This is a genomic window from Paenibacillus sp. FSL E2-0151 (assembly GCF_037993015.1).
Lineage (GTDB): Bacteria > Bacillota > Bacilli > Paenibacillales > Paenibacillaceae > Paenibacillus > Paenibacillus amylolyticus.
Map to the genome: position 1 here is coordinate 1,094,023 of NZ_CP150308.1, position 13,652 is coordinate 1,107,674.

General features: G+C 47.4%; 9 protein-coding genes. 6 read left to right on the plus strand and 3 right to left on the minus strand.

The annotated features are described in order from the left end of the window. Positions 1-53: 53 nt before the first annotated feature. Together MHI55_RS05055 and MHI55_RS05060 are read left to right on the plus strand one after the other, a co-directional pair. Complete coding sequence (locus tag MHI55_RS05055) at positions 54-359, plus strand: PAS domain-containing protein (protein ID WP_340027481.1); 306 nt, start codon at positions 54-56, stop codon at positions 357-359. A gap of 259 nt (positions 360-618) precedes the next feature. Continuing rightward, positions 619-3,780, plus strand: coding sequence for a response regulator (locus MHI55_RS05060; protein WP_340389130.1), 3,162 nt, complete (start codon positions 619-621; stop codon positions 3,778-3,780). Positions 3,781-3,801: 21 nt separating this feature from the next. Here MHI55_RS05060 and MHI55_RS05065 read toward each other — a convergent pair whose 3' ends face one another. Both MHI55_RS05065 and MHI55_RS05070 read right to left on the minus strand, forming a co-directional pair. Then, entirely contained in the window at positions 3,802-4,476 is a 675-nt protein-coding gene (locus MHI55_RS05065) for a response regulator transcription factor (RefSeq protein ID WP_047841709.1), read from the minus strand. Positions 4,477-4,610: 134 nt separating this feature from the next. Continuing rightward, positions 4,611-5,474: a helix-turn-helix transcriptional regulator gene (locus MHI55_RS05070; protein WP_340390573.1), complete on the minus strand. Its 864-nt coding sequence runs from the start codon at positions 5,472-5,474 to the stop codon at positions 4,611-4,613. Between the two features lie 138 nt (positions 5,475-5,612). Here MHI55_RS05070 and fabF point away from each other — a divergent pair, with 138 nt between their 5' ends. Next, a complete protein-coding gene (fabF, locus tag MHI55_RS05075; protein WP_340389132.1) occupies positions 5,613-6,851 on the plus strand; it encodes a beta-ketoacyl-ACP synthase II in 1,239 nt (412 codons plus the stop codon). Positions 6,852-6,977: 126 nt separating this feature from the next. On the opposite strand, the gene MHI55_RS05080 is transcribed toward fabF, so the two are convergent. Then, positions 6,978-8,207: a nitrate/nitrite transporter gene (locus tag MHI55_RS05080; RefSeq protein ID WP_036606491.1), complete on the minus strand. Its 1,230-nt coding sequence runs from the start codon at positions 8,205-8,207 to the stop codon at positions 6,978-6,980. Between the two features lie 425 nt (positions 8,208-8,632). On the opposite strand from MHI55_RS05080, the gene nirB reads away from it, so the two are divergent. From nirB to MHI55_RS05095, 3 genes are all read left to right on the plus strand, one after another. Beyond that, positions 8,633-10,747 (plus strand): nitrite reductase large subunit NirB, encoded by a 2,115-nt coding sequence (gene nirB, locus MHI55_RS05085; protein WP_340389134.1) that lies wholly within the window; start codon positions 8,633-8,635, stop codon positions 10,745-10,747. 21 nt (positions 10,748-10,768) lie between these two features. Then, a complete protein-coding gene (locus MHI55_RS05090) occupies positions 10,769-12,901 on the plus strand; it encodes a molybdopterin oxidoreductase family protein (RefSeq protein ID WP_340389136.1) in 2,133 nt (710 codons plus the stop codon). A 331-nt stretch (positions 12,902-13,232) separates the two neighbouring features. Beyond that, positions 13,233-13,652, plus strand: coding sequence for a hypothetical protein (locus tag MHI55_RS05095; protein ID WP_036606163.1), 420 nt, complete (start codon positions 13,233-13,235; stop codon positions 13,650-13,652).

Genomic DNA, 13,652 nt, shown 5'->3' on the forward strand with positions numbered 1-13,652 from the left:
TTATCACACAGGGACAGCATCACATCATGTTTCATTAGAGGGAGTGGACAACCATGCAACTGGAACTCAAAGCCTTCTTACTGCTGACGGATGCGGTCATGATTACAGATGAGGAGGGTGTGATTCTGGATGTGAATTCCGTTTATGTAACCAAAACAGGATTCTCACGGGAGAGCACCATAGGTAAGCCTGCCCGATTGCTAATGGATACCCACTGGAGAGGAAATCAGACCTGGTCCGGCGTAGCCAAACTGATGAAGGCTGATCAGGAAGTGTGGGAAGCCCAAGTTACGATTACATCGGTTCATTTGGATGATTCTCTTTTTTATATCAGCATATTTAATGATGAATTTTCATGAAAAAAAACGTTGTTTGGTGATAAGGGGATGTTAGCTGAAAGCAGTAATTATTTTCAAAAAAATGGTCAATATCGTCAATTGAATAAGGGAGCACGGCATACTATGATTTGTGTACTGAGGAACTGCGACCATGAATCTGACAACATTCATTGAATGCATGAAATCCTGAAGTCGTAATGTGGACGGTGACCATTTGCTACGCGATCTTGTATTAAATTTCACGCTAATTTTGATCTTTGTTTTCCTAATTCATCACTATTTGAACCATACAAATGCTACCCGTTCAACATCCATCACGACTCGAATCATTATTGGTATTACGCTGAGCATGTTGGGCACGGCGCTCTATTATTTCTCTATTGTGCTTGAGGATGGTACATTGTTGAATTTCCGGGCCATTGTGTATCTGCTTGCTGCTTATTTTGGTGGGAGTGGCTCTGCTTTCGTTACTTTTGCATTCATGTGGATGTTTCGGATTAATATGGGGCGTAATCCCTTGTTGGAGAACTGGCAGTATGCGTTGACAGAGTTGTTATTTGTCGTAGCCATATGTCTGATCTTTAAGTATATCAGGGGATTTATACAGAAGTGGTTGTCCGGAGCGTTGCTGTTGATTACTGTGTATGAGTTTTCTGCACTAAAGACCAATTCCCCTTCTCTGCTAATGATGGGGCAGATTCTCTTTTTTCAATGTATCTGCCTGCTGTCCGTCATATTATTCCTGTATTATCTGAACCAAAATCATCGATATAGGAGATTGGTCATTCAGAGGGATCAGGAAATGCTGGAGATGCTTCGTATGCAGCCGGGTTTTACTTTTAAAATTCATAAACAGAATGGGAAATTCGAATATCTTCTGCTTGAAGGGCAGATGCTCTCTCAACTGGGACTAGATATGAGTAGTTTGAAGCAAGATTACACGTTGGGTACGTTGAACATTCTACCTCAGGAGAAGATAGAGTTCCTTCGGAAGCAGTTCGACCGGGCATGGAAAGGGGAGTCTTTCTTTTACGAGATTGAGCATGGAGGTTACTATTCACTGGTGAAGCTTCGTCCGCTGCGAGAAGAAGGTATGGTCAAGTATGTCATAGGATATGGACTTGATATTACGGAACACAGAGCGGTTAAACGAAGGATTCAAGAAAGTGAAGAGCGATATCAAACACTTGAGCGGGTGTCGGCAGACTGGCTTGTCGGCTTGGATAACAACAGATGTATTGTGTCAGTGAATCAGAAATTTCTGGATGTTCTCGGTCTCGCCAGGCAGGAAGTGATTGGGCGTCAGCTTGAAGAATTGTTGTTCATTAAGCAGCTGGAGAACTGGTTGTTCGTTTTCCAAAAAGCCTTACATCACAATATAACACAGGATACGGAACTGAGTTTCATTGTTGGAGAAGGTCATGAGCAGCATGTTCGGGTTCACCTATCCCCTGTTAAAGTATTAAACTCGAGTGAGAAAATCAAGGCAGTCATTCATGACATTTCGGATCACTATAGACGTGTTAAGGCCGACAAAGCAAGCCAGGCGAAGAGTGAGTTTCTCGCATTCATGAGCCACGAGATTCGTACCCCACTGAGCGGTATTATCAACTTTTCGTTGTTGCTTCAACGGACAGATATATCTCCACAACAAAAGGATTATTTGAGTAAAATCAATGCGTCTTCACAAACCCTGCTTACTCTGGTGAATGATATTCTTGATTTTTCGAAAATAGAGGCAGGCAAGCTGATTTTGGAGAAGGTCTCTTTTTCACCAGAGGATGTGATCAAACGTGTGGCAGATCAGATCGGTGTGGCCATCGGGCACAAAGATATCGAAGTGATTTTTACAACCGATCCCGATCTGCCATTAACGGTGATTGGTGATCCGTTCCGACTTGAACAGGTGTTATTGAATCTGCTCAGTAATGCGATTAAATTTACGGAGCATGGATATGTAACGTTGCAGGCAGAGGTTCTTTCATTGGAGGCGGAGCGAGTTCATGTCCGTTTTGAGGTACAGGACACGGGAATCGGAATGTCACCCGAACAATTGGAACGGCTCTTTGTCCCGTTTACTCAAGCGGAACCCTCGACGTATCGAACATATGGTGGCTCTGGTCTTGGGCTGGTCATCTGTTACCTTCTGGTCACCTCTTTGGGAGGAAGCTTGCGGGTGGATAGTGTTTTGGGAGAGTACAGTCTGTTTTCATTCGACTTGATATTTGAACTTGCAGATTCGGAAGAAGAAGAGAGTTTCTCCCTGCAGACACACCCTCTCCTATATGGTGCGAATGATGTGGTTATCATTGAAGATGATGAACGGATGGGCGCAAATCTGAAGCAGCTGCTCTATTCATTCGGGATGAATCCGACGCTGTATACTTCCTTGAACCATATGATGGAAAGTGATTGGTATGTCCATCATGTAGATGGGGCAAGTTCCATGATCATGATGATGGATATGGATGCAGAGGAGACCGTCAACGGATCGTCATGGGACAGTTTCATGAAGCGAATGAATCAAACCAAATTTCAAATGGTGGGTTATACCCATGCTTTTAGTGAAAATGCCCTGTGGAGTGAGGAGAGATCCTTTCGCCCGGATCTCATGATGATCAAACCGATTACACGTCTGGGATTGTTCGAAGTATTACTTGCACTTCAGGGTGAAGGGCCATTGGAGAAAAAGCGGATGATAGAAGGTGATGAATCCTACTTGCTTAAATCCAAAGGGCACATTCTGATCGCTGAAGATCATGAAATCAATCAACTAGTCATTCGGGCCATGCTGGAACATACCGGATTCAAGGTGACACTGGCAGACAGTGGCACAGAGGTTATGAAGAAATTGGATGAACAAACATGGGAACTGATTCTGATGGATCTCTATATGCCAGATATGAACGGAATTGATGCAGCGCGACACATTCGCAAGATGAGGAAATATGATCGTACACCTATTATTGCGCTTACAGCGAATAGTTTAAAAAGCGACCATGAATTATATCTTGAAGCAGGCATGAATGCCATACTGACTAAGCCCATACATGAACAGCAGCTCGCAGACATTTTGGAGATATGGATTGATCTAAAAGGCATGAGAGAAATCAATGGAATTGATGCAGATAAGGCGATTAGACAGATGGACGGCAAGCCACATATTCTGCAATATGCGCTCACGAAATTCAGAATGGAGTATGGCTCGTTTCAGAAAAAACTGGCGATTCAGCTTCAGCAACAGCAGATTGCTGATGTAATTCGTAGTGTTCATTCTCTTCGAGGCGTAGCTGCGAATCTGCATGCAGTGGACCTGATGTGTGCGGTTCTCCAATTGGAATCGCTCTTGTTCCGTCCGTTGTTCAAAGAAGAGGAACTGCGTTTGGAATTGGAGAAGGTACAACAGGAAATTGATAAAATTACCGAGTCCCTGCCATGGTGATCGGAATGAAGCTGTGTTGTTTTAAGGTGTGAACTTATATCCGACCCCCCAGATGGTTTGAATGTATTGGGGGTTTTTTGGATTGACCTCAATTTTTTTGCGAAGTTTGGTAATGTGCACATCGATGGTGCGATCATTAATGTAGGCATCAATACCACGAATGGCTTCAATTAGGGCATACCGACTGTAGACTTTGCCAGGATTGAGAATAAACAGCTTCATGATCTCAAATTCGGAGAACGTCATCTCCACGCGCTGGTTATTTAACAGAACAGTTCTTCGGGCCAGATCGAGAGATATTCCGGATTCCTGTTCAGTGACAACAGAGCTGTTCAATATAGAGTAACGACGCAATACGGCCTCAATACGTGCCTTCAGCTCCTGCATGCTGAAAGGCTTACATACATAGTCATCAGCCCCGTCTGTTAATGATCGAATCCGCTCAGAAACCTCGGTTAAAGAAGAGATGACAATGATGGGGATTGCCGTATGTTGGCGCATGAGAGAACTAGGATTCTTATTACCCGAATCAGGGAGCATCAAGTCAAGAAGCAGGATATCAGGCCGCGCTTGAAGCTGTAGAAGACCATCTCTTGCGTTATCGACACGGATAACATCATACCCTTCACCTTGCAAATACAAGGATAATGTATCGCCTAACATGTTGTCGTCCTCTATGATAAGCACTTTCGTCATGATATTCCTTTCTGAACCCCCTTCTTGTAGAAGGACTAAGATCCATGGATTACTTAATATACCTGATATTTAAAACATGCAACATGAGGATGTCAAGACTCTAACATGACTCCAAGAAGGTGAGAGACTCCGATTTAATGTTTGCCAAGATGTGAATCGGTTTCACGCTCGATCAGGCGCATCAGTTTGCGCTCGGTAGCGCTCTCTGGCGCAGGGGTGTAGACACTGCATCGCAGATCGGAACTACCCTGAACCTGCAACGAAGTCAGATCAAACAACATTTTGCCTGCTTTGGAATGCCTGAACTCGATTAATACGTCCGGGGCACTGCTGACGCTGCTTTGTTTCCAAAGGGTATGAAAATCGGGATGTCTGTTCATCATGTCATCCAAAAATAAATTATACCATTCATCATCAACATACTGGCCATAGTAAGCACGAAAAATTGCCAGAAATCCGCTAACAAAATCCTCCCAGTTCACCGCGAGCCTGCGAAACTCCTTTCGATCAAATAACAGACTGATCATATTCCGTTGTTCGGGGGCAATCTGTTCAAAATCCATAAAAACATGCCGGGCTGCATCATTCCAGCCGACAATGTAACAACGCCGATCCGAGATCACGGTAGGACAGTGATGAAGTTCTTGCAAAATTTTCTGCAAGGAAGGGTGAAGTTGAACCGGTTCTTCTTCCAGTGTGGGCAGCTCCGTATGATGCTCCATGGCGAGCGAAAACAGATATTTTCGTTCATCTGTAGTAAGCCTCAGTGCCGAAGCAATGTTATCCAACACGGAATGGGATACCTGAATATCCCGACCTTGTTCAAGCCAGGTATACCATGTTGTACTCACTCCTGCCAGTTGGGAAACCTCTTCTCTCCTCAGCCCAGGCGTTCTTCTCCGACTTCCAGTGGGTAAACCGACCGATTCGGGGGAAATTTTGGAACGCTGTGTTTTCAGAAAAGTGGACAATGCCTGTAACCTGACATCGTAGTTCAATCCATCACCTTCAATCCTCGTTATCATGGTAGTCATTATACTATTATAATTGACAACTTGTAATAGGATATTCAAAAGTGCACTATTAGTGGCAGAGCGTAAGAGTAAGGTAGACAACAGCGCTGAAGGAGGATGGACATGGAACGAGTCGTGATTACAGGAATGGGAGTTATCTCTCCTTTGGGAAATGATGTAGATACATTCTGGAATGGATTAATTGAGGGTAGATCAGGTGTATCACCTATAGAACATTTTGATACAGCTTCGTACAAAACCAGAATCGCAGGAGTGGTCCGTGATTTTGATGGTGAAGAGCGTTTTGGACGCAAGGAAGCAAGGCGTATGGATCGATTCGTTCAATTTGCTGTTGCTGCTGCGGATCAGGCTGTATCACAATCGGGTCTTGTGATGGATGAACTGGACCGTGAACGGGTAGGTGTATATATTGGTTCAGGCATAGGCGGCATCCAGACATTAATGGAACAAGGCAAGGTCCTGTCAGATCGGGGACCTGCGCGAGTCAGCCCAACACTGGTACCGATGATGATCTCCAATATGGCGGCAGCTATGGTCAGTATGAGGTTTGGTTGCTGGGGACCGACATTATCGCCAGTAACAGCTTGTTCCATTGGAAATACAGCCATTGGAGAAGCTTTCCGGTTAATTCGTCATGGCGGAGCCGATGTCATTATTGCTGGAGGGACAGAAGCGGCTGTAACCGAAGTGTCACTGGCAAGCTTCGGTAATGCGACAGCGTTGTCTACACGAAATGAAGCGTTCCAAGCAGCCAGCCGTCCATTTGATGCAGGGAGAGACGGTTTTGTCATGGCGGAGGGTGCTGGAATTCTGGTTGTGGAATCACTGTCTCATGCTCTAGCAAGAGGGGCGAATATTCTTGCCGAAGTGATTGGATATGGTGCCAGTTCAGATGCGTATCATATGGTAGCTACCCACCCGGAAGGACGGGGTGCATATCTGGCGATGAAAGCATCACTGAAAGAAGCTCAGATTGGACCTGAGGACATTGATGTAATTAACGCTCATGCCACCAGTACGGAAGCAGGTGATCTGTCTGAGACAAGAGCGATTAAGCAACTTTTCGGGACAGGTGCCTATGATATTCCGGTCACAGCGAATAAGTCCATGACGGGACATATGCTTGGTGCAGCAGGTGGAGCAGAGGCGATCTCACTTATTCAAAGTCTGCGGCATGGCATCATTCCTCCAACCATCAATCAGGAGCAGAGGGACCCCGAATGTGATCTGGATTATGTACCAAATGAGGCAAGAAAAGCAGAGTTGCGGATTGGGATGTCTAATTCCTTTGGTTTTGGCGGTCATAATGCGGTTATTGTTCTTCAAAAATATTCTTCTTAAGCAGAAAGAAAGCCGTAAGCAAAGAACAGCGCTGCCTGATGGGGCTACGCTGTTCTTTGCTTACTTCGACTTCGGGATCATCCACATACACCGTACCATTGGTTAACGGCCAAGTGGTTGTACGCCTCAGGAAGAGAGGGATGTTGATTCCGCCATGCCTTTGCTGCCCCGATTCAACCAGCTCACACGCCAGCGGGATTGCATGAAGAGAACCAGGAACAGGGAAGCTGCTGCAATCAGGCTAAGAATGACAAAACCTGGTGTATAAGATTGATAGCTGCTGTACAGTTGACCGAGAATCAGTGGCAGTGCATACCCGCCCAATCCGCCAGCGGCACCTACAATACCTGTCATCAGGCCAATTTCATTGCCGAAACGTTGGGGAACCAGTTGGAACACGGAGCCATTTCCGGCTCCCAGACACATCATACCGAGGAACAACATGACTACTACAACAGGAAGCGGTGGCATGAAGGATACTCCGATTAACATGATGCAGGCTCCTGTGTACAGGAAAGTCAACATACGGGTTCCGCCAATTTTGTCCGCGAGATACCCCCCTACAGGCCTGAAGAAACTGCCTGCGATTACACAGAAGGTGGTAATGTCAGCGGCACGAACTGGAGAGAGCCCATACTGGGTGTTGAAGAAGATGGTGAGATAGTTACATAATCCAACGAAGCCACCAAAGGTCACACAATAGAAGGCACAGAATACCCAAGCATCTTTTTGTTTAAGCAGACTTCCATATTGGGACAATTTCTTGGGTTCAGGCCGGTTAGGGCTATTCTTGGCAAAGATAGAAAAGAGGATGAATACAATAACGATCGGTATAATAGCAAGTCCGAACACAACTTCCCAGCTGCCAAAATGCGTAGCCAAGCGATTGGCAAACAACGTCGCAAGTACGGTTCCGCTGTTACCCGCCCCGGCAATACCCATGGCCAGACCCTGATGCTCCTTGCCATACCATTGGCCTGCCAGAGGTAGCGCAGCAGCAAAGGAGGCGCCTGCGACACCAAGCAAGAGTGCCACCACGTACAGTTGGCTTAAGGAGTCAACCCATAACCAGCCGAGTAATAAAGGAACTAAGGTGACGAGCATCCCGATCTGTGCGGTCAGTTTCGGACCAATATAATCAGACATGAAGCCAAGCACAAGTCGCAAGATGGAGCCGCCGAGAATAGGCAATGCGACCAGATTGGCCTTTTCCAGCGGAGTCATCGGATAATCCAACGCTATGACAACTGCGAGTGGACCAAGCATCCCCCATATCATAAAACTGATGTCAAAATACATAAACGCCCCGAAGAGGGTGGGCTTATGCCCGCTTTTCCAAAAACTTTTGCTCTCCATCATCCATCATCGCTCCTCATCCAATTGAGATCTTCGTGATTTGTCTATGTGCTTGTTGAGGCAGAAAAAGGCCGCAAATCGTCCAGATCTGAACGATTTGCGGCCCCGTTGCCGACAGGCGGTACACGTCATTGTGTTCCCGCATCTGAGTTGATCACAGCACTGTGATTTTGATTCAAATTATAATCAAGTGAAAATGTATATGTCAATAAAAATTACATGGGATTTTAAATAATTCATTTTTTAATCGTTATTCGCAATTTTAATGTTAATTTAGTTGACATTAGATTCGGATTCCCTTAATCTGAATCTAATATGAATCCACACAAAGGCGTGTGGATTCCGGAGGCAACGGTGCCCTTTTCCGAATCATGGAGAAGGGATTTTTCTGTTTATTTTCAGGTGAGAGAGATAGGGGGCAGCCCATGAGTAGAAGCAAACTGGTGATTATCGGGAATGGCATGGCTGGAGTGAAGTGTGTCGAAGAGATTATCGCACTGGAGCCTGATACGTATGAGATTGTAATCTACGGCAATGAACCCCGTCCCAACTACAATCGGATCATGTTATCAAAAGTATTGCAGGGTGAGCATTCGTTACAAGATATCATTATCAATGATTGGACTTGGTATGCCGAGCATCATATACGGCTATGTACAGGTGAAACGGTACACCGCATTGATACCCGTGGAAAATATATAGAGACTGAATCCGGACTAAAAGAAACTTATGATGTCCTGATTCTGGCGACAGGGTCTTCACCTTTTATCCCACCGATTCCGGGAATTGATAAAGAGCGGGTCATGTCCTTCCGAACGATTGATGATTGTACGCGCATGTCTGATTATTCCAAAACATATCGCAAGGCCGCCGTCATTGGTGGTGGATTGCTTGGGCTGGAGGCTGCACGCGGGTTGCTGCATCTGGGCATGGAAGCTGTGGTGGTCCATAACGCACCTTACATTATGAACCGGCAGTTGGATCAGAAGGCTGCCTCGATGCTTCAACAGGAACTTGAAGGGCAGGGTATGTCCTTTCTTTTGGCCAAAAATACGCAGAAAATTACCGGGCGATCACAGGTTCAGGGCCTTCAGTTCACAGATGGTTCCAAGCTTGAAGCACAGGTTGTCATTGTCGCTGTAGGAATTCGGCCAAATGTGGACCTGGCCAGACGAAGTGGAATCGCCACCAATCGGGCAATTTTGGTCGATGACTATATGCGCACCAGTGTACCGGATATCTACGCAGTTGGGGAATGTGCCGAACATCGGGGAATCAGTTATGGTCTGGTGGCCCCCTTATACGAACAGGGGAAGGTGCTCGCACGTACGCTCTGTGGGCAGGAAACACCTGAATACAAAGGATCTATTCCCTACTCACAGTTGAAGGTATCGGGGGTTGATGTTTTCTCGGCAGGCGAGATCAGTGGGGAAGGCATGCAGACCGCAATTCAACATCTGGATGGCATTCAAGGCACATATAAAAAAGTACTGATGCAGGCTGGCAAAGTGCGCGGAGCCATTTTATTTGGAGATACAACCGAAGGAACGGCATTGCTTGGACTTGTGCAACGAGGCGAAGATGTGGCGGAATTGGCTCCGCGTGAAGGGGCTCCGGACCCGGCTGAGATGGCTGCTGCGGCATTACCGGCTCAGGAGACCGTATGTGCCTGCAACAATGTGACCAAGGCTGCCATTATGAAAGCTATTCAGGAACAGGGTCTCGAGACGGCAGATCAGGTGAAGGAGCAGACCAAGGCTTCTGGTTCATGCGGTGGCTGTCGCCCGATGGTGGCTGCTCTGTTGAAACATACGCATAACCTGAAAAATAACGGGGGTACTGGCGTGGTAGCCACACCAGATAAACCTGCTCCAATGCCTGTGTGCAGTTGTACGGCGCTTGGGCATGCAGAACTGAAGGAAATACTGGCTGACATCGATGTTTTGGAGACAGGGCTACAAGACTTATCTTTGATCTTGCAGAAGCTGGGTTGGGGTTCGGAGCTTGGTTGCTCGGTATGTCGTCCCGTAATTCATTATTACTTACAGGTATCCGGTGGAACGATGGTTGTTCGAGAGATCGAAGCTCACTCAGAGGTTCAGGTGCGCTGGGATGATCAGATCCCGCTTTCATCCTATGCAATAGATGCCAAGGGGTTGGCTGCACAACTTCGTGAGAGTTGGATCGGCGCTGTGATGCCGTCGCCGGTGAATATGGGAGTTGCACCAGGGCCCGGTTCGTTGGTGAGCGCACTGGTGCAGGATATTGGCTTGCTGGCTTCACCAGCTGGGTGGGAGATCTATGCAGGCGGTCATGCAGAGCATCCGGTCAAACAAGGTGGCTTGCTCGGCGTGGCTGAAACAGAGGTGCAAGCGGCCACACTTGCATCAGCCTGTCTTCAATGGTATCGCCAAACCGCTTGGTATGATGAGCCGTTATGGGCATGGACGGAACGATTGGGATTCATGTCGATTCGGGAAACGCTGCTGGATGACCAGTTACAGAAGGAACTTGCAGCTACACTTCAAGCTGATATATAGATGAAAGGCGGGGATGGAACGATGGGATTATCCGTGAGTTCAGAACCAGCAGCCTCCAAGCTGTATGTAAAGGAGATCCAGTGTCCGTATTGCAGTGTGCAGTGCAAGATGACTGTTGAAGAACTGGCTGCACCTGTTGCAGGCCAGCGTCGTGGTGAGTATACGGTTCAGGGTGTCCCGAATGAAGCCTCTCAGGGCAGGTTGTGTGTGAAGGGTATGAATGCTCATCAACATGCGCTCAGTGGTCAACGATTAATGAATCCATTCATTCGTCGTAATGGTGAGCTTGAACCCTGTTCCTGGAAGGAGGCCATTCAGACCATCGCAGAGCGGTTTCAGGACTTGAGGGATTTATACGGAGCAGATACGGTCGGAGTATACGGAGGCGGATCTCTGACAAATGAAACAGCCTATCTGCTCGGTAAGTTCGCCAGAGTTGCATTGGGGACAAAATATATCGACTATAATGGACGGTTCTGTATGTCAGCTGCGGCTTCAGCTGGAAGTAAAGTGTTCGGGATGGATCGTGGGTTGACGTTCCGACTGTCTGATATTCCCAAGGCGGGCTGTATTGTACTCGCAGGCACCAATATTGCAGAATGCCAACCTACCCTGTTGCCCTACTTCAATCAGGCCAAGGAGAACGGGGCGTTCATTATCGTTATTGATCCACGCAAGACGGCAACCGCTGCCATTGCCGACCTTCATTTGCAGGTGAAGCCTGGCATGGATGCTCTGCTGGCGGATAGCATGTTGAAGGTGATTATGGATGCCGGATTGATAGATCCTCACTTTATTGGTGAACGAACGCATGGTTACGATCAATTGATACAAGGGTTGGCTGATCTGCAACTCGAACAGGCGGCACAAGCGTGCGGGGTTGATCTGGGGCTGATTCGTCAGGCGGCGATGGCATACGGTGAGGCAGAGACAGGCATGATCATGACAGCACGTGGTGTGGAGCAGCAGACGGATGGACATATGGCAGTGAGGCACTTTTTGAACCTGGTGCTCGCGACTGGCAAAATTGGCCGAGAAGGCTGCGGATATGGTGCCATCACAGGTCAAGGCAATGGGCAGGGCGGACGGGAGCATGGGCAGAAGGCTGACCAGCTGCCGGGCTATCGATCCATTGAAAATGAAGCCGATCGTGCCTATGTGGCATCCGTCTGGGGTGTAGACCCTGCAAGTTTGCCAGGCAAAGGGGTATCTGCCTACGAGATGATGGAGAAGGTCCACGATCAGGAGATTCGGGCGTTGCTTGTAATGGGCTCCAACCCGGTCGTATCCAACCCCAATGTGCGTTTGGTGGAAGAAGGTCTGCGCAAGCTGGACTTTCTGATCGTGGCAGACATGTTTCTGTCCGAGACAGCGCGAATGGCTGATCTGGTTCTGCCGGTTACATCTTATATGGAGAATGAAGGTACATTGACCAATCTGGAGGGGCGTGTTCTGCTCCGTGAACAGGGGCGGCCTGCGCCGGGAGAAACGCTCGATGATTGGGATATATTATGCCGGATTGCCGCGCAACTGGGTAGAGCTTCTTATTTTGAATATGACACTGCTGAGGATATCTTTAATGAGCTTCGGGTGGCGAGTCGTGGCGGAGTGGCTGATTACTATGGCATTACCTATGAGCGTTTGCGTAACGAGAAAGGGGTATACTGGCCGTGTTCTGCCCTCGAAGATCAGGGAGAAGGACTGCTGTTTGGTGAACGATTCGCTCACCCGGACGGCAAAGCGGCATTTACATTTGAATCCAGCCCGGGCTGGAATGATATATCTTCGGAGTTCCCCTTAATTCTCACCAATGGGCGTGTGCTGCCTCATTATCTTACAGGGGTGCAGACACATCGCAGTCCGGCACTGGCAGCTCGTGAATTGGAGAACTTTGTTGAACTTCACCCGGCTACCGCTGCCCGTTATCGCATTCACGATGGAGAGTGGGTAGAGATTCAATCGACGTACGGAAGCTTCACGGTTCGTTCGCGCATCAAGGATTCCATTCGGGAGGATACCTTGTTCGTGCCGATGCATTGGGGCGGCATTCAGAATGTGAATCGGGCCACCAGACCAGAGCTAGATCCGTTCTGTCGGATGCCTGGCTTCAAGACAGCAGCTGTAACCATTCGACCGTTGCGTCTGGCGAGATGACTCATAAAATTACAGGTTACCGGCGACATAAACTGTTCTAATAGTAGCTTAGCGGCTGTGCAGTCCATATTTATATGACACTGTGCGGCTTTTTTTGCGTATATGTACGCAAGTAGGCCCTAGTTCCGTGGTTCCACGTAAACATGAGGATTGGCTCATGAATATGGATTGAATTTTAGTTATGATGTTCATTAGGGGTACATATGTACGTATTTTATATTTTATTTAGAGACTGATAATCATTTCGAGTTTAGGTTATTCCGCATCGTGGTATAGATATCGGGGCTTATGGAAGCTTCTTCAAATAGAGCAGGATAAGGGAGGGAATGCAGTGAACGTATGGATAACGGTAAAAAGTCTGGGCAAGCGCAAGCCGGTACTTGCCAAGCAAGCTGCCGAACTTCCGGAAACAACTCATACGTTAAGGCAGCTCATTGAGAACATGGTGGCTGTACAAGTAAAAGCGCTTCAGGAAAAGAAACAACAGGCAGAATTGTTCGCCTACCTGATGCCGGATGATATTGACGCGCAAGGAGCGGTGGGGAAAGTCGGGTTTGGCGCAGTATACAATGAGGGTGTTCCTGATCTGGAAGTTGCGATGGAGACAGCTATAACCGCATATGAGGATGGGTTGTACAAAGTGTTTCTCAACGATGAAGAATTGCAGGAACTGGATGAGTCACTTGTTGTAAAAGACGGAGATAACGTGGTGTTTATTCGTTTTACAATGCTAGCCGGACGTCTGTGGTAG